The 23,111-nt window shown below is 69.4% G+C and carries 22 protein-coding genes and 3 pseudogenes; 9 read left to right on the top strand and 16 right to left on the bottom strand.

The features are described 5' to 3' along the window. Nucleotides 1–484 precede the first annotated feature (484 nt). A complete protein-coding gene (locus ACZ4FV_RS37140) occupies nt 485–1,714 on the top strand; it encodes a PP2C family protein-serine/threonine phosphatase (protein ID WP_402238910.1) in 1,230 nt (409 codons plus the stop codon). Nucleotides 1,715–2,063: 349 nt separating this feature from the next. Here the strand turns inward: ACZ4FV_RS37140 and ACZ4FV_RS37145 are convergent, their stop codons facing one another. Together ACZ4FV_RS37145 and ACZ4FV_RS37150 are read right to left on the bottom strand one after the other, a co-directional pair. Continuing rightward, nucleotides 2,064–3,281, bottom strand: coding sequence for a phospholipase D-like domain-containing protein (locus ACZ4FV_RS37145; protein WP_465324963.1), 1,218 nt, complete (start codon nt 3,279–3,281; stop codon nt 2,064–2,066). Between the two features lie 186 nt (nt 3,282–3,467). Beyond that, nucleotides 3,468–4,373, bottom strand: a complete 906-nt coding sequence (locus ACZ4FV_RS37150) for a SigB/SigF/SigG family RNA polymerase sigma factor (protein ID WP_465324965.1) — start codon at nt 4,371–4,373, stop codon at nt 3,468–3,470. Nucleotides 4,374–4,799: 426 nt separating this feature from the next. Here ACZ4FV_RS37150 and ACZ4FV_RS37155 point away from each other — a divergent pair, with 426 nt between their 5' ends. After that, nucleotides 4,800–5,438 carry an ATP-binding protein gene (locus ACZ4FV_RS37155; protein WP_465324967.1) on the top strand — a complete coding sequence of 213 codons (639 nt, stop codon included), beginning with the start codon at nt 4,800–4,802 and terminating at the stop codon, nt 5,436–5,438. On the opposite strand, the pseudogene ACZ4FV_RS37160 reads toward ACZ4FV_RS37155, so the two are convergent. The 11 genes and pseudogenes from ACZ4FV_RS37160 to ACZ4FV_RS37210 form a co-directional block, all read right to left on the bottom strand. Next, a pseudogene (locus ACZ4FV_RS37160) lies at nt 5,400–6,491 on the bottom strand (PP2C family protein-serine/threonine phosphatase). The gene ACZ4FV_RS37155 and the pseudogene ACZ4FV_RS37160 overlap by 39 nt on opposite strands. Next, complete coding sequence (locus tag ACZ4FV_RS37165) at nt 6,488–6,820, bottom strand: alpha/beta fold hydrolase (RefSeq protein ID WP_465324969.1); 333 nt, start codon at nt 6,818–6,820, stop codon at nt 6,488–6,490. The pseudogene ACZ4FV_RS37160 and the gene ACZ4FV_RS37165 overlap by 4 nt, the downstream one beginning before the upstream one ends. 258 nt (nt 6,821–7,078) lie before the next feature. Then, nucleotides 7,079–7,477, bottom strand: a complete 399-nt coding sequence (locus ACZ4FV_RS37170) for an STAS domain-containing protein (RefSeq protein WP_465324972.1) — start codon at nt 7,475–7,477, stop codon at nt 7,079–7,081. 70 nt (nt 7,478–7,547) lie between these two features. Further along, complete coding sequence (locus ACZ4FV_RS37175; protein ID WP_465324973.1) at nt 7,548–7,874, bottom strand: ATP-binding protein; 327 nt, start codon at nt 7,872–7,874, stop codon at nt 7,548–7,550. 246 nt (nt 7,875–8,120) lie between these two features. Next, nucleotides 8,121–8,303: a YegP family protein gene (locus ACZ4FV_RS37180; RefSeq protein ID WP_395870812.1), complete on the bottom strand. Its 183-nt coding sequence runs from the start codon at nt 8,301–8,303 to the stop codon at nt 8,121–8,123. A gap of 189 nt (nt 8,304–8,492) precedes the next feature. Next, entirely contained in the window at nt 8,493–8,882 is a 390-nt protein-coding gene (locus tag ACZ4FV_RS37185) for a PRC-barrel domain containing protein (protein WP_465324975.1), read from the bottom strand. A 912-nt stretch (nt 8,883–9,794) separates the two neighbouring features. Beyond that, nucleotides 9,795–10,682, bottom strand: a complete 888-nt coding sequence (locus tag ACZ4FV_RS37190) for a class I SAM-dependent methyltransferase (RefSeq protein WP_465324978.1) — start codon at nt 10,680–10,682, stop codon at nt 9,795–9,797. Then, on the bottom strand, nt 10,676–12,097 hold the full coding sequence (locus ACZ4FV_RS37195) for an FAD-binding oxidoreductase (protein ID WP_395870806.1): 1,422 nt from the start codon (nt 12,095–12,097) through the stop codon (nt 10,676–10,678). The genes ACZ4FV_RS37190 and ACZ4FV_RS37195 overlap by 7 nt, the downstream gene beginning before the upstream one ends. Nucleotides 12,098–12,851: 754 nt before the next feature. Then, nucleotides 12,852–13,241 (bottom strand): annotated as a pseudogene (locus ACZ4FV_RS37200) (FAD-dependent oxidoreductase); the annotation flags it as partial. 341 nt (nt 13,242–13,582) lie between these two features. Continuing rightward, nucleotides 13,583–13,993 (bottom strand): RidA family protein, encoded by a 411-nt coding sequence (locus ACZ4FV_RS37205; RefSeq protein WP_465325000.1) that lies wholly within the window; start codon nt 13,991–13,993, stop codon nt 13,583–13,585. Nucleotides 13,994–14,124: 131 nt separating this feature from the next. Continuing rightward, on the bottom strand, nt 14,125–14,526 hold the full coding sequence (locus ACZ4FV_RS37210; protein ID WP_465324980.1) for a hypothetical protein: 402 nt from the start codon (nt 14,524–14,526) through the stop codon (nt 14,125–14,127). A gap of 191 nt (nt 14,527–14,717) precedes the next feature. Between ACZ4FV_RS37210 and ACZ4FV_RS37215 the strand changes: the two are divergent. Further along, nucleotides 14,718–15,171: pseudogene (locus tag ACZ4FV_RS37215) on the top strand (DUF4265 domain-containing protein). 339 nt (nt 15,172–15,510) lie between these two features. Here the strand turns inward: ACZ4FV_RS37215 and ACZ4FV_RS37220 are convergent. After that, entirely contained in the window at nt 15,511–15,792 is a 282-nt protein-coding gene (locus ACZ4FV_RS37220) for a hypothetical protein (RefSeq protein WP_465324983.1), read from the bottom strand. 1,578 nt (nt 15,793–17,370) lie between these two features. Between ACZ4FV_RS37220 and ACZ4FV_RS37225 the strand changes: the two genes are divergently transcribed. The 3 genes from ACZ4FV_RS37225 to ACZ4FV_RS37235 are packed head-to-tail and all read left to right on the top strand — an operon-like array spanning nt 17,371 to nt 19,796. Then, nucleotides 17,371–18,174: an alpha/beta fold hydrolase gene (locus ACZ4FV_RS37225; protein ID WP_395870788.1), complete on the top strand. Its 804-nt coding sequence runs from the start codon at nt 17,371–17,373 to the stop codon at nt 18,172–18,174. Next, the gene (locus ACZ4FV_RS37230) at nt 18,174–19,433 is read left to right on the top strand and encodes a PP2C family protein-serine/threonine phosphatase (RefSeq protein ID WP_402238853.1); all 1,260 of its coding nucleotides are present in this window, start codon (nt 18,174–18,176) and stop codon (nt 19,431–19,433) included. Before ACZ4FV_RS37225 ends, ACZ4FV_RS37230 begins: the two co-directional genes overlap by 1 nt. A gap of 9 nt (nt 19,434–19,442) precedes the next feature. Further along, a complete protein-coding gene (locus ACZ4FV_RS37235) occupies nt 19,443–19,796 on the top strand; it encodes an STAS domain-containing protein (RefSeq protein WP_402238856.1) in 354 nt (117 codons plus the stop codon). 439 nt (nt 19,797–20,235) lie between these two features. Here the strand turns inward: ACZ4FV_RS37235 and ACZ4FV_RS37240 are convergent, their stop codons facing one another. Continuing rightward, a complete protein-coding gene (locus ACZ4FV_RS37240; protein WP_465324987.1) occupies nt 20,236–20,373 on the bottom strand; it encodes a hypothetical protein in 138 nt (45 codons plus the stop codon). Between the two features lie 516 nt (nt 20,374–20,889). On the opposite strand from ACZ4FV_RS37240, the gene ACZ4FV_RS37245 reads away from it, so the two are divergent. Continuing rightward, a complete protein-coding gene (locus ACZ4FV_RS37245; protein ID WP_465324988.1) occupies nt 20,890–21,123 on the top strand; it encodes a hypothetical protein in 234 nt (77 codons plus the stop codon). A gap of 257 nt (nt 21,124–21,380) precedes the next feature. Here the strand turns inward: ACZ4FV_RS37245 and ACZ4FV_RS37250 are convergent, their stop codons facing one another. Next, nucleotides 21,381–22,331, bottom strand: a complete 951-nt coding sequence (locus ACZ4FV_RS37250; protein ID WP_465325002.1) for an alpha/beta fold hydrolase — start codon at nt 22,329–22,331, stop codon at nt 21,381–21,383. A 94-nt stretch (nt 22,332–22,425) separates the two neighbouring features. Between ACZ4FV_RS37250 and ACZ4FV_RS37255 the strand changes: the two genes are divergently transcribed. Beyond that, the gene (locus ACZ4FV_RS37255; RefSeq protein ID WP_465324990.1) at nt 22,426–22,827 is read left to right on the top strand and encodes a winged helix-turn-helix transcriptional regulator; all 402 of its coding nucleotides are present in this window, start codon (nt 22,426–22,428) and stop codon (nt 22,825–22,827) included. A 68-nt stretch (nt 22,828–22,895) separates the two neighbouring features. Further along, nucleotides 22,896–23,111: transposase (locus tag ACZ4FV_RS37260; protein WP_465324993.1), on the top strand; the 216-nt coding region annotated here is incomplete at its 3' end.

Below are 23,111 nucleotides of genomic sequence, written 5' to 3' on the forward strand. Positions count from 1 at the left end.
GAGCACACCCGACACGCACGCGCCGGCGCGCCGGGGGCGCGACGGCGACCCGGTTGTCGGGCCGCTTCGTCGAAGTCGCCGCCGAACTTGCAGCCACCACGTGCCGCCCGCCCCACGCCAACCGGCCGCACAGGACCCGGCCGTTGCGACGGGGACTGTAGAAAGGTCCTGATACTCCCACCACCGGACATGAGAGCACCGGCGATCACCTCTCGAGGCCGCCATCGGTCGCGTGTCGGAGGTCCGCGGCGGGCGCCGCCGTCGATCCGCCGTCGTCGAGTCCTGGCAATACATGACCTTGACCGGGGCACACTCACCCCGGGAAATGCACCACACCGTCCCGCAGGCAGGCGAGACCCACTCGCCGTCCTGGCTCGATCCCGGCTTCCCGGGGTCGGTGGCGGCGCGTTCCCGCCCGCGATGCGTCGCGGTTGTGGCTGTTGTCGTGTCGGCACGGAGGAGTGCCGGTGGCCTGGGGAGTGATCTGGTGCGTGAACGAATCGGACTGGCCGAGGTGTTGGCGGCTGCGGAGGGTACCGCGCCGGTGCGTTCCCTCGATGTCGTGGCACACAATCTGCGCGAGCGTTTCGACGCGCGATACGTGTCCTTCCTGTTCGTCGACGTCGTCGGACGAAGGCTGCTGCGCGTCAACGACACCCCCCGTACCGACCACGAACACCACGCCGAACAGGTCCCTCTCGCCGGCAGCAGCGTCTACGACGAGGTCCTGCGCGCCCAGAAGCCGGTCGTGACACCACAGGGCGACCAGGGTCAGCGGGTACTCACCCCCGTCACCAACCGCGGCGACACCATCGGTGTCCTGGAACTGTTCCTCACCCACGTCACCGCGGACGTGCTGGCCCAGGTCGAGGAGGCCGCGCACGCACTGGCGTACATCATCGTCACCGACCGCCGCTTCACCGACCTCTACCACTGGGGCAACCGCACCACCACCGTCAGCCTGGCCGCGGAGATCCAACGCCAACTCCTGCCCTCCGCCCCCACCTGCGAAGCCCCCGAATTCACCCTCGCCGGCGCCCTGGTCCCCGCCTCCGACATCGCCGGCGACACCTACGACTACGCCCTCGACCACGACACCCTGCACCTATCCGTCACCGACGCCATGGGTCACGACGTCGACGCCTCCCTCATGGCCACCCTCCTCGTCAACGCCTCCCGAGGCGCCCGCCGTGCCGGAGCCGACCTCGCCGAACAGGCCCGCCAGACCCACCAGGCCCTCCTCGACCACGGCCGGCAGACCTTCGCCACCGGCCAACTCCTGCGCATCGGCCTCGACGGAAGCAGCGCCCAACTCGTCAACGCCGGCCACCCCTGGCCCCTACGACTGCGCGACGGAACGGTCGAAGAACTGCGCCTGGCGGTGAATCTGCCCTTCGGCGTCGTCGGACAGGGCGCCTACCGCGTGCAAGACCTCGACCTGCACCCCGGCGACCGCCTCCTGCTCCACACCGACGGCATGCAGGACCGCGAAGCGCATACCGTCGACCTGCCCGGCCTCGTCCGCAAGACGGCCGCCGAGCACCCGCGCGAGGTCGTACGCACCCTGGTCGCCGCCGTCGCCGACGCCTACGACGGCAGACCGCCCAAAGACGACGCCACCGTCCTGTGCCTGGACTGGCACGGCCCCCGACCCGGCCCCGGCCCCGAAATCCGGCACCCGGACTCGGCCCGGTTCTCGTACGGCCATGGCTGATCCGTCGACGGCGACGGATCAGGCTTCTCTGCGCGTGGTTCGCCACTCGACCGCTCGGTGACGGCCGTGATTACCCAGGGCCCCAGACGTGTTGCCTTGGCTGGGGAAGTTGTCCGTCGGCGCCGGCTTCCCCCCGGTCGACGCTCGCGCGGTCCGGCACCCGCTCACCCCCGTCCGACTGTCGGGCCGCGCTCTTCCCGGACTGCCCGGGAGGATCGGCCCGCTGATTCGGCTCGGTGGTGGTGAACGGCGCGGAGACGGCGTAGGGGTGCCGGGGCGCGGCCGCGTCCGTCTTGAGCGAATTTCGCAGGCGCAGTCGCTGCGCGGCCCCGGCAATCGTGTCCGGTGGCTACAGGAAGCGTCTGATGGGGAGGACAGCCGCCTCTCGCAGGCGTTGCCCGGTGGCCCGACGCCGCCAGCGGTCGGGGTCGATGGTCACGCTACGTTCGAGGTCCGCGTCGTAGTCCCGGTCGAGTTCCGCGGTGAACGCCTCGTCCAGGACGGCGAGCATGACTTCCTCGTCGTGGTCCATGGAGCGGCGGTTGAAGTTGGTCGAGCCGATCAGCGAAGCCACCCCGTCCACGGTCATGATCTTGGCGTGCATCATGGTCGGCTGGTACTGGCGGATGCGCACGCCCGCGTCGAGGAGTCGGGTGTAGTGGTGCTGGCCGGCGAGTTGGCAGGCACGTTGGTCGGTGTGGGGGCCGGGGAGCAGGATTTCCACCGTGACGCCGCGGCGGGCGGTGGCGCACAGCAGGTCGACGAAGTAGGTGTCCGGGGCGAAGTAGGCGGTGGCCAGGCGGAAACGTTGTTCGGCGGAGGTGAGCATGACGCGGATGAGGGCCTGCATGTCCTGCCATCCGACTCCGGCCGAGCCGCGCACGACCTGGACGATCGAGGTCCCGACCTGGTCGTGTTCGGTGAAGCGGTCGCGGTCGTCGAAGAGTTCGTCGTGGCATTCGGCCCAGTTCTGGGCGAACGCGGCGGCGATCCCGTCCACGGCCGGGCCCCGGACCTTGACGTGGGTGTCGCGCCACTCGTCGGGGTTGCGGGCGTCGCCGCACCATTCCTGGGCGATGCCGACGCCGCCGGTGAAGGCGGTGTGCTCGTCGATGACGAGGGCCTTGCGGTGGCAGCGATGGTTCTGTTTGAACGGCGACAGCCACAACGGTTTGCGGAACCAGGCCACTTGGACACCGGCGTCGTCCATGACGTCGAGGAGGTCCTGCTCGATCTCCTTCGCGCCGAAGCCGTCGAGGAGCAGTCTCACCCGCACGCCGGCCCTGGCCCGGTCGGCGAGTGCGGCGGCGAAGTCGCGGGCGATGCGACCTCGCCAGTAGACGAAGGTCATCATGTCGATGGTGTGCTCGGCGCCGCGTATCGCGTCGAGCATGGCGGGGAAGATCGCATCGCCGTTGCGCAAGGGGACGAGTTCGTTGCCTTCGGTGGCCGCCATTCCCAGCAGGCGCTCCAGTCGCCGACGCAGGCGCTGCTTGCGGGCCGGTACATCGTGCCGGGCCGTCACGTCGGTGCCGTCGGCGTGTTCCGTGTTCTCCCGAGTGCTCATGCGGCACCTTCCGACGGTTGGGATGGCGAGCGCGTCGGTCATCCGCGGACAGATCAGCAGCGGGCCGGTGGTGCCCGTGTTCATCGCAACGACTCGGCCGATGCGGTGCGTGGGAGGGTCCGCCACGCGCGGTCGCGAACGAGGCGACGCGGTCGTTCCCCGGGCATCACGTACCTCGATCGGGTTTCAGTCGGCGAGGAGTTGGGTGCGCAGTCCGGTCAGGGTTCGGGCCAGGAGGCGGGAGACGTGCATCTGGGTGATGCCCAGGCGCTCGCCGATCTGGGACTGGGTCAGGTCCTGGCCGAAGCGCATGGACAGGATGTCCCGCTCGCGCTGCGGCAGGGCCGCGATCAGCGGCTTGAGGGCGTGCAGGTTCTCGGCGAGGTCGTATCCGGGGTCGACGAACGAGGCGCGCGAGGCGTGGACCTCGGTGGGGCCGTCGTCCGTGGCCGGGGCGTCGAGCGAGGCGGCCGTGTAGCCCGCGGCGGCGGCGAGGCCCTCGACGACTTCCTCGACGCCGATACCGAGCCTGTGGGCGAGTTCGGCGGGGGTGGGTTCACGGTCGTGTTCGGTGGTGAACGCGTCGCGCGCCTTGGCCAGTTCCAGGCGCAACTCCTGCAGGCGGCGCGGGACGTGCACCGCCCAGGAGGTGTCGCGGAAGAAGCGCTTGATCTCGCCGGAGATGGTGGGGACGGCGAAGGTGGGAAACTCGACGTCGAAGGAGGGGTCGAAACGATCGATGGCTTTGATCAGGCCTATCGTGCCGACCTGGACCATCTCCTCCGTGGTCTCCGGGCGCGAGCGGAAGCGGCCCGCGACGAACCGGACCAGGGGGATGTTGAGCTCGATCAGGGTGTTGCGCACGTACTGGTACTCGTGCGTGCCCTCCTCCAACACCCGCAGCCGGTCGAACAGCACCTTCGACATCGCCCGCGCGTCGGTCGCCGAGACACTGCCCGGGTCGTCGATGATCGGCAGATCGGCGAGCGCGCCGTCCCCGGCTGCGGCGGTCGCGGTCGCAGTTGCGGTCACGGTCGCGGTCGCGGTCGCGTCGGCCGCCGGGAAGGCGGTCGCGGCGGCGGTGCGGTTCATCTCGGCGTCCTCCTGCTTTCGGGCCGGCTGTGGGCCGCAGCATTGTGCCCCACCTCGAGGGAAGTACACCCGATCGGGGGTGAGATTCCGCGCCGACGGCAGTGACGTCCTGCCGGGGTCGTCATCCGAAACGTGGCGTTCGCGGCGTCGAGTGCCGATCCACTCGATCGGGCGACGCGTAAGGCGCGGGCCGCCGGGCAGGCGTGCGTGCGGGCACGGCGGCATCGGCCTCGGGAAAGGATCGCCCATGGTGCACGAACGGCCAGGTCACGGCCCCTACGGTGGAGTCGAGGTCTCCCGCTCCGATCCCGCGCTCGACGACCGGCCGGACGAGGACGCGAACGCGTCGTTCCGCGCCTGGGCCCGTATGCCGAGGTCGCCCCGGAACACCGTCCGCCGTCCGCCCACGTGTCCGTGAGGAAGGTCATGCCTCGACATCGTCGTTGTCTCGTCCGGTGGCGCGTGCCACAACGGACCGGGGCTGCCGCCCGCGCCCGCACGGCCGTGGGAGCTGCCCTCGCCGACTGGGGGTGGGGCGAGGACCGCGTGGCCGCGGCCGTTCTGGTCCTGTCGGAGATGTTGACCAACGCCCAGGTGCACACCACCGGGGACGTGGTCCTGGCCGTGCGCCGGACCGGGCGCGGGGTGCGGTTGTCCGTCACCGACACCGGCTCGCGGATGCCGACGCGCCGCGATACCGGCCCCGAGCACGAGGGCGGCTTCGGCCTGCACATCCTCGACACCCTCACCACCGACTGGGGCGTCCGCAAGCACCGGGGTGGAAAGACCGTCTGGGCAGACCTGGACGTCCCCCGCCCCGACGCACGCCGACACCCGCGTCCGGTGCGCGCCGGACCCGGGGCCGCCCCGATCCGGGCGGCCCTTGGCTCGATTCGTCGGGCGGGTCCGGCGGTGGCCCGCCGAACGGCAGTGCCGCGTCGCTCGGCGGCGTGGGTGCGGCGGCAGATCGGCTCGTCGGCGCGCGGGTGGGTGCCGGCGGCGATCCGGCGAATGCGGCACGAGAGTTCACGCCTGATGTTGGTGGACGTCCTCGCCGCGGTCTGATCCCGCGCAGCGGGCATGCCGGCCGAAAGCGGGGTGGTCGTCGGTCAGGGGTGTTCCGATGCCGGTGCCGTGCCGCGGCTGGAGCAGGATGGTGGCGTCGTCGCGAAGCCGGTCGTGGTGGTACTCGCGGAACGCTCGGATGAGTCGGCGCAGGGTCTCCGGCGCGGGCAGGCCGTCCGCCACGTGGCGGATGACGAAGTCGACGAACCGGTCGAGGCCGAAGATCTCGCCTTCGGGGTTGCGGGCCTCGGTGATGCCGTCGGTGTACTACAGGACCCAGTCGCCGGGTTCGGGCTGCTCGTCGTACACCTCGACGGGCAGGCCGATGGCGGTGCCCATCGGGTGCGCGGGCGGGTGTTCCAGGGTGGCGACCCATTGACCGTTGCGGATCACGATCGGCGGGTGGTGGCCGCGGTTGACCCGGGTCAACGCGCAGGTGAGCAGGTCGAGTTCGGCCAGGATCGCGGTCGCGTAGCGGCTGTGGCCGAACTGTTCCAGCAAGGCGGCCTCGATCTCCTCGGTGGTGTCGACCGGGCCCACGCCGTGCCGGCGGCTGCTGCGGCAGCCCGCCAGGGGACGGCGGTCCGGCCTGCACGGCCTCGGCGTACCCTGGGGCGCGCACTCCTGGCACCCGTGTTCGACCTGCCCGGACGGCCGAACAGCGCCCGCTTCCTGTTCCTCGACGAGGCCCTGGCCCGGGACCTGTTCCCCGAGTGGGACCGCACCCCGTTCCGGTTGGACGCGTCGGCGAACCCGCCGTGCACGAGGACGACGGTCGGCTTGGGCGGGCGGGGGTGGCGGTCGCCGAGGGGGTGAGCGTGGGGAAGGCCGCGGCTCCGGCGAGGGTGAACGCGGCGGCGCCGAGGCCGAGCTTCCGGGATCTGCGGTGGGATGCCATGTCGGGCTCCTCGGTATTCGGGGGCCGGTGAAGTCCCGTCCGGGCGTGGGGTGTTGGGGCTGCCGGAGGGGTGGCTGTGACGGAGCGGCGCCCGCCGGCCCGCCCCTTGTGGGGGTGGGCCGGCGGGCGCCGGAGTGCCGGTCGGGCGGGTTCAGCTGCCGGCGGCCTGCTTGATCAGGTCGGCGACGGCGGCGGGCTGCGAGACGTAGACGGCGTGGCTGCCGGCCGTCTCGGCGACGCGGGCGCCGATTCGCTCGGCCATCGCGCGCTGCACGGGTGGCGGGATCATGTGGTCCTCGGTGGCGACCAGGTACCAGGACGGCTTGGTGCGCCACGCCGGAGTGGACACCGCGCCTCCGGCCGCGTCCAGGCCCCAGGGCAGCTGCGAGTCGGCCAGGAACCGGCGAGGCTGGTGCAGTGATGGCCCGCGAGGAGGTCGCCGTGGTCGTCGTCTGTCGGGAGGTCGACGGGGCGCGGGTGGCATACTGTGGCGGTCGTCTCGGTGATGTTCGCGGTGCTCGGGCTCATATGGGCATCCCCTTCGATCGTCGGACGGACGCAGGGCCGGCCTGCCCAGGGGGCCACGGGATACACCCGTATGCAGTAGCGAGCCGAATAACGAACCGTGCCTTCCGCCAGGAACCTTGTCGCCGCGGTGGGCCTGTAAGCGCTCGCAGGAGTGGATTTCGACGCCCGCCTCCGGCGACACACGCGGCAAGCGTACGGAGTGCACACGCCGGTCCTAGGCATCGTGGCGCGCCCCAGGAGGCAAAGTGTCGTCGGGTTCGATCGCGGCCAAGGCGTGGTCGACGTCGTGGTGTTCGGCGACGACGAGGGACAGGCCGGTCACGCGCAGCATCCTGCGGAGGCGCTCGGGTGGGGCCGCGACGGCGACGGTGCCCCGATGGGCGCGGGTGCGGTGGTGGAGGGCGACCAGGACGGCCAGGCCGGTGGAGTCGGAGAACCCCAGGCCGGCCAGGTTCAGGATCACATGGCGGTGCCCTTGGTCGATCAGCTCGAAGCCGCGCCTGCGCAGTCGGGGCGCGGTGTGGTGGTCGAGGTGGCCGCGAACGTCGACGACCGCGACGCCCGGACGTGGGGCGCGTGTGGTGAGAACGAGGTCGGGTTCGGCCACGCTCATCGGATCGCCGCCTTGCTCGTCGGGGATGTCCACATCGTCGCATTCGATCGCACGGCTGTGTCGCGCGGCTTCAACGTCGTATGCGGGCGCGGACGTGCTTGCCCACCCCGTGTTGTTCGACGCTCCACGTCGTGGTGAGCGTGTCGAGCAGGCGTAGGCCGTATCCGCCGTCGCCGATCGCGGGACGCTGGAGGACGAGGAGATCGCGGGCGTGGTCGCCCACCGCGATCTCGACTCCGTCGGGGGTGGGGCTCAAGGTCAATTCGGCTTCGCCGTGGGTGTGGCGAAGAACATTTCCGACGAGTTCCGAGACGACCTGGACGACGTCGTCCGCGCGGTCCGGGGGCCGGCCCCAGCCGCCGAGGGCGTCGCGGACCGTGGCGCGGACCCGGCCCAAGACACCAACACTGTGCGTCAGGGTCCAACTCAGTTCCTCTGTGGGCGGGTTGCGTGTCCCCTGTGGGCGGGTTGCGTGGCGGAATGGTCATATCCGGGCTCCCACCCGTGTTGATTTCGGTGAAGCACCGCCGACCCGCGCCGGCGGGCCGGCACGTGGAGAACGCGCAGTCGGCGCGCGCCGGGGCGCTGCCGACGACGCGACCCGGGCCCGCCGCGCTCGTCGGCGCGGCGGACCCGGCGGGAGTCACGAATCGAGGGTCTCGACCTTGGCGTCGGCCGCGTTGGTCCTCACCGATTCGACGCCCTTGAGGCAGGCGGCCTTGGTCTCGTAGGCCTCGCCGGTGGCGACGATCTCGCCGTTGCCCGCCTTGAGTCGGAACCTGAACTTGCCGTTCTTGTCCGTGTACACCTCGAACTTGCCTGCCATGGGATTCACCCGGCCTCTCGGTTCGTGCGGGCACCGGACCGATGGTGTCGGTACCCGCGGACGTGGGTCGAAAGGGCGGACGCGGAGCACGTCGCCTCGCCGACCGTCGATCACGGACGGAATTCCGGACGACGCCGCCGGCGACGGACAGCCTCGCGTGTCGGCGTCGAACCCGGGTCCGTTCGCCGGTTACGGCGTGCCGGCGGGGCCGGCCCCAGGGGTGCCCGGTGCGGTGTTGCCGTAGTAGTCGCCGGTGCGGCTGCGGTGGTCGTGGTCGTCGAGGTGCTTGTCCTTGTCGAACTCGGGGGAGTTCTTGATCTCCTCCTTGGTGCGCGAGACGTGGACGACCTTGTTCTCGGTGTCGATGCTCGCGATCGTGCCCGCGGGGAGCAGGACGTGCTTGCCGAAGATCCACACACCGATGTCGACCACCAGGTAGGACGCGTCGACGTCGTCGTTGTGCTTGTCGACCTTGCCGATGTGGCCGTCGGTGGCATCGACCTTGTAGCCGGCCAGGCTCGTTCCCGCGGTGTAGCCGGACTCGGGACGGTGACCCCACACGTTGTCGCCGGTGCTCACGGAAATCCTCCTCGGATGTCGACTATCGACGAACCCCACGCGGCAGACAGCAGCCGCCGCCCGGGAGTCGTCCGTGCAATGGTTCGGCGCACGCCTGCCCCGCCGCTCCCGCTCCACACCCGCCGCGAGGAAAGGCCGGCTCTTGAGAACTCGCCTTCGGATCGGACGGTGTTCCGGCCCGCGACCGGGAACGGGCGACGGCTCCGGCCACGGACTCCCGAAGGCGAACAGGTCGACCACACGCCTGCACAGGCCGTTCGACGCCACCTGCGCAGGCGCCAGCGCGGACGACCCCGCCGCGACCGAGAGACGCCCGGGCCAGCCGCCGGTCGTGGCCATCACCGCCGCGGCGGCGCACCACAACTTCGAACCCTCCGCCGCCCGTCATCAGGCTCGGTCGGCACCACCCAACCCCCACTGCATCCACACGGCAGTGCGAATGTCCCCGGGCACGCCGCCCCGTTCCCCACCACGGCCAAGACCCTCTCCCCCGCCGCGAAATCCCCGTCCCCGCCGTAGCGCGCCCCGGGGCTCCACCCGCCGCGACTGAGTGGTTTTCGAGGCGGGTACACGCCCTCCTCCCACGACCGGGGCGCGCGCCCGGCACCGGCGAACCCCGGCTCCGGCGAACCCCGGCTCCGGACACACGCGCAGGAAGAGTGCCGTTATGTTCGCATCCGAACCCCGACCACCCACACCACCGACGACGTCCGCGAGTCGCGAACCCGCCCCGCCCACCTGGGAATTCGAGACCTGGGCGCCCTCGCCCGGGCCATCCCCAGCAATGGGTTGACCACGGTGAGGGCGAGCATCGAGGCGACGGCGACCGCGTGCCTCGGCGCGCCTTCGTGGCGGCCGGCATGGGTGCCGCCCAGACGCGGCGACAGTCCCTGCCCGTTCACGAATCGAAGCTCAGGAGTTCTTCGAAAGACACAGATATTCACCACGGGCCACTTTGGCGTTTTTGTCTGGAGCGCGGCCTGCGAGGGTGTCCCGCTCTGTCATTGCGCGTACCGTGAAACCCGCCGTGGTGAGCATGTCGGCGAGCTGCTCGTGGGTGCTGCCCCAGCGAAATACCTCGTCGCGTCGACGAAGCCAGCCTTGCACGGGACTACGTTCGTCTACAAACGACGGTCGACCCGAGACATCGAGGCCCATAAAAGAAAACGCGCACCACGTCGTACCCGCCGGGCGGGCACCCAGCTCACCGAGCAGTACGGTGACCTCTTCTGCTTCCAGGTACATCGAAACACCTTCGACAACGAACAATGTCCGCGCTTGCCGAACATACAGCGGGGAACGTGCCAACTGATCCTCGACCCCGCCGCGCGCGAGGTCGCCCTCGACCAGCGCATGATTATCCTTCAGACCACCGTAACGCTCATACGCTGACCGCTTGAGATTCAAGGACGGGCCACGGTCGAATTCGATAAAGCGGGTGCCGGGAAATACTCCGGACAATTCCAGTGCCAGCGTATCGAGCCCTGACCCCAGAACCACGACTTGCTCCACTCCTTCGGAAATGGATTGGCGTGCCCATTCCCGCAGCAACTGCTTGCGCAGCGCTTGGTGTGTAAAAAGCCCGGGTAGAAAGATACGTTCCAGCCCGCGCAAAAGGCCCCGTGCCATTCTCCATCGCGTCGCGGCAGCAAGCAAAGACCATGGGAATGTGGCACCGCCCAGGGCAGTCCGCAGGAATGCTTGGGTCTGTGGACCCACCAGCGGACGCCATGTCGGATCCTGCCCGACGAGTAGCTGCCCTCCTGCTACAACCAGAGCTGTCGCGGAAACGGTCACCATGCTTGTGCCATTTCGAACAGGTCCCTGTGGTGACGGTACCAGTCGCTGGTGAAGCGTTCCTGCGGGTCGTGGGCGCGTTTGAGGGTCAGGAATTCGCTGAACTTCGGGTGGCAAACTTCTATTTGCTCGCGAGTCGCGTGCCGATGATAGGTGAGATAGAAGCTGCCGTTGTGGGTGATGGCCAGGTCGATCAGGCCACGGAACGCCGTGCCGGCTTCCTCGTGCCCCGTGGCGTCATGGCGCACGTGGAGATTGAAGATGATGCACGCGTAGTCGCGGCGGGCCCAGGCGAGGAAGGTTTCATCATCGCGCCGGACAAGCCGTATCGTGCCATAAATGAGATCGATGTCGTTGCTGCGCAGGTAGTCCGCGGCTGCGGCCATGTACTCGGTGAGTCGCGAGCGGGGCACGAAGATTTCGGTGATGACCTCAGAGCCCTGATGGCCAAGCACCTCATCGACCGCGAGATGGTAGTCGTCAATGTACGTGGCGAATTGATGACTGTCGGACCAATAAACCTGACCCGAAGTGGCCAGGTAGTGCTCGGCATAGCGATCGAATGCCGCCGACTTGTCTGTATGGGCAAGCATCAACAGGCCGCGCCAGTCATCAGGGGCTAGAATGCGCTGATCCTCGGGAATGGACGCATCACTGCCGACTGGCTGGTAGCACGAGAACACGCCACGCTGCAGAAATGTATCTGCGACCGGGTCGATTTCGAACTGGAAGTCGCCGTACAGGAAGCCCTCGGCGATGCGTCGATCAAACGATTCTTGCAGATCGTCGATTCGACCGATTTCCACCACGCGGCGCACTTTGTACCGCTCCGTGAGGCGCAGCGTCACGTTCCCTATGACGCCGAAAAGGCCGTACCCGCCGATGGCGAGCGCGAACAGGTCTGCGTTTTCCTCCCGGCTGCACAGCTTTGGCTCACCTTGCGAACCGATAATGGTGAAGCTCTCCACATCGCTGACAAACGGGGGCAGAGTCAAGCCGCGGCCGTGTACGTTCGCTGCGAGGCAACCACCGATGCTCAGTCGATTGGCGCCTGTCTGCTTCTGTCGGAACGTCCACACTTTTTCGACTCCGGCCTGGTTCGCCAGGAGCCATTCGTGCAGCTCTTGCCACTGAATTCCGGAATTTACCTCGACCAGGCCACGTTCGGCGTCCAGAGAGACAACACTGTTGAATTCTGCGGTATCGACAAGTATGTCGTTGCTGGAAAATTGCTGCCCTCCCATGGCGTGGCGGCCTCCGCATATAGCCACCCCTCGTTCTGTGCGCGTCGCCTCCTTGACGGCGGCGCAGATATCCTCGATAGACCTGACGGGGACGATCTCGGCAACGTGCGTAAGGTTCAGCGCAGAATGCCTGTCGTTTACCGTAACGGGGTTCTGCGGAGCGCCTGCAGTCATTGTGATCCTTGCGATTGAATTGATCTCGGTGAATGCCAGTCGGGCCGGGGCCGACCCAGCCAGGCCGTGGCGCCGGGCGCACCGGGCAGCCCATCAGGAATGCCAATGCGTCGTAGTGCCCTCGGTTGTGGGGGGCGACCTGGAGGGAGAGATCCGCGAGGCGAGATCGCCCGAGTTCGGTGGTGCTGCCGGTGAGCGCAGTCGCCTTGGTCTTCCCCCCGGAACCGGTGTCGTCCTCTATATGGTGAAGCCGGCCGGTCGTATCCGCCTGAGTACCCGTACTCATATAGGTCCGGTCTCCGGTCTCGCCCGCTCGGGCGAACCCCGGGGTACATGTACCGCATGGGCGCGTCCACTGGCCGGTCGTGATCGACCGGGCCCGGGAGATCGTCGCCGAGTACGACGCCGGCGTGACCTTGGGACAGTTCTGGCATCGGGCGATCTCCGAGCAACTGGTGCCGAACACGCCGTCGATGTACCGCCGGCTGTCCTCCCGTCCGGCCCGGGCCCGGCGCGAGGGGCGCTTCCCCGACCTGGTGGACACCCTGCGCGAGGTCCACGTCCCTCCGGCCCGGACCGACAACGCGGCGTTCCTGGAGCGGGCGCCCGACCGGTTCCGGCTGGCCCGCAGCCGCGGCCGGGAGGTCGCCGTGTACGTCGCGGCGGAAAAAGACTCCCTGCGGCGGAAGTTCAGTTCCTGGTTGGCCGATCCTGGTGTACCGGTGCCTGTCGTGCGCGGCTTCGGCAGCCAGTCCTACCGTCCAGCGGTGGCCGACGCCTCGCCGCGCTTGGCCTGCAGTAGGTGCCGGCGCTTGTCATCTTTCGCCCAGGTGTGCGAGCCGGGCTTGGCTGCCTCGGCGACCAGGTGCTTGACGGTGATCTTGCACACGAACTCCTTGAGCTTGGCGCCGGGGCGTCCGCCGAGGTGGAGCTTCTTCGCGGTGTCGTCCTTGTCGGCGAACTGGAAGATGCCGGCGCGTCGGCCCAGGCTGATGCACTGGCCGGCGAACCCCAGGCTGATCGGCGCGGGTTGCTCACCCGCGATCCGGCTGAGCACCGTGTCGGCAGCCTGCGCACCCAGCGGAATCGCGGCCTGGCAGCTCATCCGGAACGGCAGGTCCGACGGCGCCGCCGAATCCCCGGCCAGATTGAAGTCGGTGGCCTCTGCTTCGGCCGGGGTTCCGGCGCGGCGGTGCCGTCGCGTAGCGCACGGCCCGGCTCGACGAGATCGGTGGAACGCCCTCGCGTACCCGGTAGTCGGCCTGCGCGGTACTCCGGGCGGCAACATCTCACGGCCCCTGGTCACGCGTGGGTTGCCATCGGCCCCGTCTCGGAGCTGTGTCGTTCGGATTTGTCGAAGGTCGAGCTGCACGCGCGCGATCCGGCGTGACCATCGCGGCGGTATGTCGATGCGGGAGCTTGAGCACAAGCACGGCGTGCCGGACGGCCGGCCATCCCGCGTTTGCGGTGTCCCTTGAAGGGGTCTCACGAATCGAGCACGGCGGCGACGGCCTCGATCTCGACGAGTTGGTCCTTATAACCGAGCACGGTGACGCCCATCAAGGTGCTGGGGACGTCATGGTCGGCGAACGAGTCCCGGACCACCTGCCAGGCGGCCACCAGGTCCTCCCGCCGGGCCGATGCGACGAGAACCCTTGTGCTGATGACGTCCTGGAGCGACGCACCTGCGGCAGCAAGCGCAGCCTGCATGTTCTCGATCGCTTTCGCTGCCTGGCCCGCGTAGTCCCCGATCGCTGCCGTGGAACCGTCATCGTTCAGCGGACATGACCCGGCCAGGAAGATCAGGCGTGACTCGGCGGGCGCCGTGGCAGCGTAGGCGTACTCGGCGACGTCGGACAGGGAGGCGGAGCGGATCAAAGTAATGGCACGAACCACGGTCGTGGGGCCTTTCCCTTGGGTGCTGAGCGCGGACATCCTGCCGGCATCCCGGCGGCTTCCGCCTTCCCTTTTGTCGCCGCCCCCACGGCAACGCCATCATTTCTGCTCGACATTCATGAATCGCATGATCACCAACCGACTCCGGAACCAATCGACAAACGCTGTTCCTGGAGATCAACGAAGCCGGCTGTCGATGAGCGTGTTCCGCAACAGCGCCCGGTCGGTTCCGACACGTGGGGAGTGTCCGCGGCGAGGAGTGCGCGGGCATGGTCGCGGACGCGTTCGGTGTGCCAGTGGGTGGCGTGCACGCCCTGGAGGAGCGCGGTGAGCAGGGCGAACGCGGCGGAACTGTCCGGGTTTTCGGCGGCCCTGGCGGCGTTGACCGGCGAGGCGTCGGGGAGCGTTGTGGCGGCGGTGCGGGCGGCGAGGCCGACCCACGTGGCCGGGTCGAGCGCGCGGGCGTGCGCGAACGCCCCGGCGCCGGCGAGCCTTTCCGCGGGCAGTTCGGTGTCGAGGGCAGTGCGCCACACCTCCAGGGCGACGTCGACGAGCCGGTCGCTCGCGTCGTCGGGCAGGGCCCGGCGGTCTCCTCCAGCAGATCGGACCCGGCCCCGGGAGCGCCCGGCCCCGGGGCGAGAGTCGTGAGGACGACGTCGAGGGGCGCAAGGACGCCGGGGTCGCACAGGTGAACGAAGGCGACGTCGACGCGGCGGAAGGGCGGATGAAGGTCTGGTTCCGGTTCGTGCCGCGGGAGGGGTGGCTGCCTCATGACCGGGAAGTGTTGTGGGCCGTCCGGGTCGGCGACGACACCGCGCGTATCGAGAACGTGCCGTTCCTTCAGGGCGGCGTTGCCCAGGGCGACGTCGTGCGGCTCGTGAGCGATCACGAAGGTCTGCACTGGGCCGTCGGCCGGGTCGAGGCGTCCGGCGGCTGCACCATGCGCATCCTGCCGGTGCCGAGCGGCCCGCTCGGGCCCGGCGCGAAGGCCGTCCATGAGCGCTTCGCGCCGTTCGGTCCGGGCGGTGCGGCGTTCGGCGACGACTTCCCCTTGGTCGCGTTCGATGTGCGGGCCGACGCGGAATGAGCGGCATCAAGCCCTGCTTGTTCGAGGTCGGGCGGAAGGCTGGTGGCACGTCGAAGAGGGCTGCGTCAACGACGCCTGGCGGAATGCGTAGAGGCAACGGCCCCGCTTCCCCGCCACACTGCGGACCGGACACCCGGCTCCCAAACCGCACCGAACGGAGCGAAGCCACGCAAGAGGCTCGAACGTGCCCGCCGGACCGGTTCACCGCCGACGGGCACGTCGACCGCTTCGGGCGGATCCGGATCGAATCGGGCGACGGGTTGGTCGGGGGGCGAACGCGGGGCCGTGCGTGGGCAAGGGGCATTCGGCGTCCGGCAGTCGGTGCCGGCAGTCCGGGCGGCCTCGGGCGCAGTGGCACACGAGCCGAGCGGATCCCCACCCGGGATCGGCCGAGGGAGGCGAGCACCGGGGACGATGCGCGGGCGGTGTCTCAGAACTCCCCGTGTCCACCGGCGGAACCCCCGCTGCGGGCAATGGCCGTGACGACGGTGAACAAGAGGGTCACACCGAGCCACAACAGGACCGCAGACACATCGAGGGATATCGCGATATCGGTCCTACCGTCGCCGAAGTACACGTTCAACAGGCCCCATACCAAGGTGTCCTCGGCCCGGATCAGAGCGTAGACGAGTTCACCCACGACGGCCGCGACCCAGAGGGAGGCTGCGACGGAGGCGCCTACCCGGATGGCGGAGCTATCGGAGTTGCTCATGGCGTAGGCGTCCCCTTTCCCGTGGCGCACCCGTCCGGCCGAGGGCTCGGGCACCGGGCGCGGCAAAGCACGACTCGGCGAGGCCGGCGTCCCGCTCGGGGCGCGACCGATCGAATGGACCGAGGCACCCGACGTGCGGGGCGCGCCCGGCGGAGAGGTGGCAGGCAGTGCTCTGGTAAACCCTAGGGCGAATCCCGCCCCACGCACAGGACTTCGGCAGTTCGTGGAGTGGAGTACCCGGACCCGTTCTGGAGCCTGCGGGGATGGCTCGTCGTGTACCGATGGAGCGGGGCAACCACCGCCCGACTGCACCTGCCCGAAGCCGCGGACAGACCTGGTCACCGTCGTCGGGGGCCGGCACCTGCGGCACCCGCTCCGCCGCGACCCCGGGACCGGTCTCCGCGCTCCACGTCCCGCGCCGCGCCCGGGCCTTCGCGAACCTGGTCGACCGGGCACCGCTCGGGGTGGCCCATCCCGCAGAGACGTGTCAGCGCCGGCGCAGTTCCACGAGCATCAATGTCGGGTCGTTCCCGGCCAGGTTTGGTCCGTTGGTCACATAGGCCCGATTCCCTCGAATGGCGACGGCCGTGGTGCCCTGCATGCCGCGAAGTACCGGCACTCCCAAGCCTCCCGCCTCGACAGGTCCGATGATCCGTCGAGCAGCGGGCCCGGATCGCGCACCCGCCCACCCGGCGCGGGCGGACCCACCCCCGTACCCGGCCCCCGCACCGAACGCCCCCGAACAACAGCCACCGGGTCGAGCGGTCCACCCGAACTCACAGGGCTCGGGCCGCCATCGTGACGTCCACCGATCGCCCTTCCCGTTCGGCGAGAACGCGGCGCGTCCGGAGTTCACCGGAACGGGCGACCCATGAACCCCTCGACGCCCGGGTATGAAACCGTCGGGCGCGGGCCGGGTCCTCGGGGAAGAAAGACTCGGCACGCGCCCCTCACCAACCACCACCATGCACCGCCCGGCCCAACGCCAACCGGCCAACGGGACACGGGTATCGAGGCGTTCGAGTCCCCCGGCCGAGTTTCGCGCGGCCGGCCGGGCATCTTTCGACGGTGAACGTCCGACCACAGCGAAACCCCGTGCGGGCGTCGAACCCAAGGACCCCGGCACCGCCAGGCGGACGCGACCGACCCCGCGTCCCGGGGAGCGGGCGCGGCGGGCGCGGCGGGCGCGGCGGGCGCGGCGGGCGCGGCGGGCGCGGCGGGCGCCACCGTGCGTCGAAAGCGCGCCAAGGGTGCACGCAACGCCGGAGAGTGTGTAAGCCCCGGGATCGAGCAGGGGTGGGCATCCGTCGCGTTCTCCTTTGCAAAGACGGTCGTCTTCCCGTCACGCCGTTCGGGAATCGAGCGGGATGCTTCGCCGTCGCAGGTACGGGCGGATCTTTCGGGAACCGTGACCCTTGTCGCACGGGACATCCCCGGCTACGAAGCCCAGACTGCGCAGGACCACCTGCGTCCGGCGGGGCCGCCCGTTGCCACCTCGGTCGGCACGACCGTCACACAGCGAGGCGAGGCGCCCGGGCCCCTGCGTCGAGTGGGGAGAGTGATGCGAGACTGGCGGGTATGGATATCCGCCGCAGGAACAACATCACCGTCACCGGCCGCGCGGACGGGCCGGTGCTGTTGCTGGCGCACGGGTTCGGCTGTGACCAGAACATGTGGCGTCTGGTGCTCCCCGCTCTGGCCGAGGACTTCCGGGTGGTCCTCTTCGACTACGTGGGCTCGGGGCGAGCGGACCCGTCGGCCTGGGACGAGCGGCGCTACAGCTCGCTGGAGGGCTATGCGCTGGATGTGCTGGAGGTCTGTGACGAGTTGGACCTCCACGATGTGACCTTCGTGGGGCATTCGGTCAGCGCGATGGTCGGGGTTCTCGCGGCGGCAAAGGCACCACAGCGGTTTTCCCGTCTGGTGATGGTCGCCCCCTCGCCCTGTTACATCGACGAGGACGGGTACCGGGGCGGCTTCAGCGCCGACGACATCGATGAGCTGCTGGAGTCGCTGGAGTCGAACTACCTGGGCTGGTCGGCGGCGATGGCCCCGGTGATCATGGGGAACGCGGACCGCCCTGAACTCGGCGAGGAGCTGACGGCATCGTTCTGCGCGACCGATCCGGACATGGCCCGGGTCTTCGCCCGCACGACCTTCCTGTCCGACAGCCGCGCCGATCTCGAGTCGGTTTCCCTGCCGACACTGGTGCTGGAATGCAAGCAGGACGTGATCGCTCCCCGGGAGGTCGGCGCCTACGTCCACGCCGCGATCCCCGGCAGCCGTCTGGTGACGCTGGAGGCGACCGGGCACTGCCCGCAGCTGAGCGCACCACAGGCCACCGCGGGGTCGATCATCGACTTCGTCGGAGCGAGCCGGTGATGTGCCGCACCGACCAAGCATCCGAGCCAGGCGAGGAGCAGGACGCGCACGCCACGGACGCGGTATTCACCTCGCTGCTGGAGGACAGTGCCGAGGAGCTGTACGAGCAGGCGCCGTGCGGATATCTGTCGACGCTGATGGACGGCACCATCGCGAAGATCAACACCACGCTGCTGCAGTGGCTGGACCTGGAACGCTCCCAGGTCGTGGGCCGCATGCGGTTCGCCGACCTGCTCACCGTGGGCGGCAGGCTCTATCACGAGACGCACTTCGCGCCGATGTTGCAGATGCAGGGCGAGGTCAGCGGAATCGCCCTGGACATCAGGGGCGCCGGCAAACAGCGCATGCCCGTGCTCGTCACCTCGAAGGTGAAGGTGAGCGAGGACGGCGAGCCGCTGCTGATCCGCACCACCGTCTTCGACGCCCGTGACCGCCGCGCCTACGAGGCCGAGCTGCTGCGCGGACGCAAGGCGGCCGAAGAAGCCCGTCGGCAGGCGGAGGCCGACCGCATACGGCTCCAGGAAGCCCTCGCCGTCCTCCAACAGAACCTGCTGCCCGCCGCGCTGCCCGCGATTCCGGGCCTGGAGGCAGGCTCCCACTACCACACGGCGTCCCCGGACCTGCTGGGCGGAGACTTCTACGACCTGTTTCCCCTGGGCGCCGACCGGTGGGCGTTCTTCCTCGGCGATGTGTGCGGCAAAGGCCCCCAGGCCGCCGCGGTCACCTCGCTCACCCGCTACACCCTGCGCGCCGCAGCCCTGCACGACCCCGATCCCGTCACCGTGCTGACCACCTTGAACACGGTGCTGCACGAGCGCTACACCAGCGGCGACACCCGCTACTGCACCACCATCTTCGGCGTCCTGGACCCCGGCAGCGACCACGTCGGCGTGCACCTGGCCTCCGGCGGCCACCCCCCGGCGCTGATCCAACGCGCGGACGGCACCGCGGACTATCTCCCCACCCCCGGCGGGATGCTCATCGGCGTCCTGCCCCAGGTCCAGTTCACCAGCGCCCACACCCGGCTGTTCCCCGGCGACACCCTGCTCCTCTACACCGACGGCCTGACCGAGGCCCGCATCGGACCCGAGCGCGAACTCTACGGCGAGGACGCCCTGCGCGCCTTCGCCGCCGCCCAGCCGCCGGCAGGCCCGCGCGCCCTGATCGGCGCCCTGACCGCTCTCCTGGCCGGCTTCGGTAACGGACTCGACGACGACACCGCCCTGCTCGCCCTCGGCGTGCCCGCCCCCCGCAAGTGAAGACCCGAGATGAGCCCGCTGACGATCACCGCCCGCGACGCCGCCACCGGTCCCGTTCTGGAGATCACCGGTGACCTCGACCATGCCACGGCACCCCGACTCCGCCTGGCCGTGGACGGCCTCACCCTGGCCGCCGGGCACCTTCTGGTCCTGGATCTCGCCGGTCTGGAATTCTGCGACTCCAGCGGCATCACCGCCCTGCTGGCCGCCCGGAACCTGGCCATCGAACACGACGGCGGCATAGCCCTGGCCGCGGTCCCCGACAACACCGCCCGCATCCTGCGCATGGTCGGTCTGGACCGGGTGTTCACCATCCACCCGCACGCCCCGGCGGCCACCGCCCCGCGCTCCGCCACGTGCTGATCCCGCCCGAATGCGGGCCTCGGGTTTCGGTACGCGGCCGTCGCCGTTCCCGGGCGGCGGGTCGCCCTTGTCCAACGGCCGGTCCGGCTTGCTGTGCTCGCCCACCGCACATCCCTGGGGTCTCACGTTCCAGGTTCCCGTGACGACGCGGAGCGCACCTCGAGGGGACCGGCGAACACCCGACATCCCCAGGCAACGCACGCCCTCCCGCCGCGCGCGAACCCGGCCGCATCCACGACGAGGTCACCACGGCGTCGATCCGCATTCGCCCCGCGCCACGAAGAGGCAGTGCGGTGCCCGACGACCCGGGCGAGTTGCCGGCGCAGACCACGGGGATGGTCGGCGCCCACCCCGCGTTCGGCCGCGACCAGGTCGGAGGCAAGCCGCTGCGGATTCGTGGTCGCTTGGCCGCCGAAGAGCCGCCCGTGCGGTCCCGGTTTCAGCCGACTCGGAGACCGGCGGTGACCTCCCGGGCCGGCCGTTCGGCGTCGGCGGCTACTCGGTCGGCCTGTTCGGGCGGTACCCGGGGGGTGAGGTAGGAGACTGCCAGGATCACGTTCGCGCGACGCACGGTCACCGTGACCATGTCGCTGGAGCGCTTCGGACTGGGTCCCCAGCCACCACCACGTCGACGCGGCGACGACCGCGAGGAGCACCGACCCCACGAGCGCGACCCGACGATGAAACTCGACCACCGTCCGTCGTTCCGGAGTGGGATCGCCAGCCGAATCGTCCCGCTCGGATGCGTCCGAACCCATCCGCCCCCCAGGCCGTCGGTCCGCCGAACCTATCGATGTCCGGGCCGCTCGGGTACCCTCGCAAAACGTCGCCCGGCGCATGGCCGATGCCGCCCACCGCGTCCGGTGTCTCCCTTTCGCCTGATCCGGGCCGCCGAGGCCGTCCCAAATCAGGTAGACTCGCCGAGAAACCGCGCGAGCCGTCTTGGACACAACGCGAACAGCGCCGTATTCCAGCAGTACGTGCGCGCGGGCGGACTGTGGGAGGACGCTGCCACCGAGGGACCTGTTGTCGGCCCGCGAGGCATCGGCCGGCGCCGTGGTCGTCGGCGACGAACGCACTCCACACGGCCGGCATGACGCTCCGGGGGTCGGGCCGGTCGAACAAGGTCGTCGGTGACTTCGACGCCGGTGCCGTCGGCGAGCATGCCCCGGCCCGCCGGGATTCGTGGGGCGGTGTCGGCGTGTTCGGGTTGTACCCGTCCCGGAATCGACGGGTGGACAGGCTTGGAGTCACCGGCCTGATCGCGGGCCTGTATCCCTCCTGGCGCGCGGCCCGCGTCGAACCCGTCGAAGCCCTCCGCCGCTGACCACCCCCGCACGTCGTCCCCGTTCACCGCAGCCGCCGAGAGCTCAGCCAGGACCGTGCCCCCCAATTCGCGCCTCCAGTATCCGACTTGTCCTTCGGTTCCGGCGTCCTTGCAGTGGTGACTTCAAAGGCTCAATGGCCTCGCCTCGTGCCCTGTCGCATTCCATTCGGCGGATGATGGGCCGCTGACCTGCCGGGTTCCAGGTCCTTTGAGAACATGCCCTTCGGATTTCCCATACGGCCTGGCTTCCACGGAAGTCACTTGCCCGATGGCGGTATAGGCGCGGGCAGAGCGGCTCCTGAGTCCGTGCGAGGCTCGAGGGTTGGCAACGGCGAGGCGAGGAACGGTTCCAGAAGGCTGAGCAGCCTCTCGGGGCGGTGCAGTGGGATGATGTGGCCGCAGTCGTCGATGATGTGGCCGACGAGTTGATCGGCGAGCGGCCGCAGTTGTTGTTCGAGGGCTCTGCCCACAGGGCGGGCCCCGATGGCCATGGTGGGTACGGTCAACCGGCCGGTATCGGCCGCTTCCCGGATCTGTTCGTTGCTCGTGGGCAGTGCGCGGTAGTACGAGAAGGCGCAGCGCAGGGCCTCGGCCCCGGTGTACGCGTGGACGAAGGCGTTTCGGACGGCGGGATCCACGCCCTCTCCGTTGGAGCCCGTGCGCAGGAACCAGTCGATGTACTGGGCTTCGTGTCCGGTGAGTACGGTTTCCGCGAGGCCGCGTACCGCGTGGAAGCCGAACCACCACGGTGCTCCGTGGGCGAGGAATTCCTCGGCGCCCGGCAGAAGTGTGCCCAGAAGTGACTCCATGACCACGAGTTGTCGGACGAGGTCGGGGCGGCGCATGGCAAGAAGAAAGGCCGGTGGGGTTCCGGCGTCGATGCCGACCACGGACGCCGAACTCTCCCCGAGAGCGTCGAGTAGCGCTTCGGCGTCGGTTGCAAGCGTTCCGGCGTCGTAGCCGTCCCTTGCGTGCGTGCTCGCGCCTGTTCCTCGCAGGTCCGGTGCGATCACTCGGTATTGCCCGGCGAGGCCGTCCAGGACATGGGCCCACAGTTGCCAGGTGTGCGGGAAGCCGTGCAACAGCAGCACGGCCGGTCCCTCGCCGGCGAGAGCCACGTTGAGGTCGACGCCGTTGGCCGTGACCCGCCGTAGTTCGATGCCTGACGGGCGATTGGGTATGTGGCGCGGTGCAACCGGCACGGCGATCTCCCTGGGTGGTTACGAATGGTGACAACAAAACGATAGGTAACTATGGTGAAGGGGCCAAGACCGCACTTCTGCCACAGGTGGTGAGTTCCAGGTGACCTCCTCGACGCGGCGCCCCCGTCATGGGAATCGTGGAGATCTGTTCGATCCGCAGTGTCCGACCCGCCGTCTGCTTGACCGGATCGGCACGAAGTGGACGTCCATGACCATCAAAGTGCTGGCCGAGGCGTCTCCGCAGGAGGTGCGCTTCGCGGAACTACAGCGCAGGATGGCCGGCGTCTCGCAGAAGATGTTGTCGGTCACCCTTCAAGGGCTGGCCCGTGACGGCCTGGTCAGCCGTCGGGTGGAAGCGTCAGTACCACCACGCGTGTACTACGGGCTCACCCCACTCGGCACCACACTGGAAGAACCGCTGGCCAGGCTTCGTGAGTGGGCCGAGGAACACATGGCCGAGGTCGACCGCGCAAACCAGCGCAGCCAGGAACGCACGGCCTGAGCTGCTCTGAGTTTGGTGGAGTCCTTGAAGCCGGGTTATGGTGCCCGGCGTAAGGAGCACCACGAACCATGCCAGCACCACGCAAATACCCCGATGAGCTGCGCGAACGGGCAGTCCGGGAGGTCCGCACCTCCGGCCGTCCGGTCGCCCACGTCGCACGGGACCTGGGCATCCACAAGGAGGCCCTGCGCAACTGGGTCCGCCAAGCCGAGGCCGACGCCGGCGAACGCGACGACCGGCCGACCACCGCCGAGGCGGAGGAATTGAAGCAACTCCGCAAGGAG

It is taken from the genome of Embleya sp. NPDC025285 (genome assembly GCF_055558835.1).

Excerpts from the sequence above, each read along its gene's own strand:
- ACZ4FV_RS37195 (WP_395870806.1), bottom strand. The coding sequence starts at position 12,097 with ATGACTGCAGGCGCTCCGCAGAACCCCGTTACGGTAAACGACAGGCAT.
- ACZ4FV_RS37180 (WP_395870812.1), bottom strand. The coding sequence starts at position 8,303 with ATGGCAGGCAAGTTCGAGGTGTACACGGACAAGAACGGCAAGTTCAGG.
- ACZ4FV_RS37245 (WP_465324988.1), top strand. The coding sequence starts at position 20,890 with ATGACGCTCCGGGGGTCGGGCCGGTCGAACAAGGTCGTCGGTGACTTC.
- ACZ4FV_RS37155 (WP_465324967.1), top strand. The coding sequence starts at position 4,800 with ATGCCTCGACATCGTCGTTGTCTCGTCCGGTGGCGCGTGCCACAACGG.
- ACZ4FV_RS37230 (WP_402238853.1), top strand. The coding sequence starts at position 18,174 with ATGTGCCGCACCGACCAAGCATCCGAGCCAGGCGAGGAGCAGGACGCG.
- ACZ4FV_RS37235 (WP_402238856.1), top strand. The coding sequence starts at position 19,443 with ATGAGCCCGCTGACGATCACCGCCCGCGACGCCGCCACCGGTCCCGTT.
- ACZ4FV_RS37170 (WP_465324972.1), bottom strand. The coding sequence starts at position 7,477 with ATGAGCGTGGCCGAACCCGACCTCGTTCTCACCACACGCGCCCCACGT.
- ACZ4FV_RS37165 (WP_465324969.1), bottom strand. The coding sequence starts at position 6,820 with ATGCCACCCGCGCCCCGTCGACCTCCCGACAGACGACGACCACGGCGA.
- ACZ4FV_RS37225 (WP_395870788.1), top strand. The coding sequence starts at position 17,371 with ATGGATATCCGCCGCAGGAACAACATCACCGTCACCGGCCGCGCGGAC.
- ACZ4FV_RS37145 (WP_465324963.1), bottom strand. The coding sequence starts at position 3,281 with ATGAGCACTCGGGAGAACACGGAACACGCCGACGGCACCGACGTGACG.
- ACZ4FV_RS37190 (WP_465324978.1), bottom strand. The coding sequence starts at position 10,682 with ATGGTGACCGTTTCCGCGACAGCTCTGGTTGTAGCAGGAGGGCAGCTA.
- ACZ4FV_RS37220 (WP_465324983.1), bottom strand. The coding sequence starts at position 15,792 with ATGAGCAACTCCGATAGCTCCGCCATCCGGGTAGGCGCCTCCGTCGCA.
- ACZ4FV_RS37150 (WP_465324965.1), bottom strand. The coding sequence starts at position 4,373 with ATGAACCGCACCGCCGCCGCGACCGCCTTCCCGGCGGCCGACGCGACC.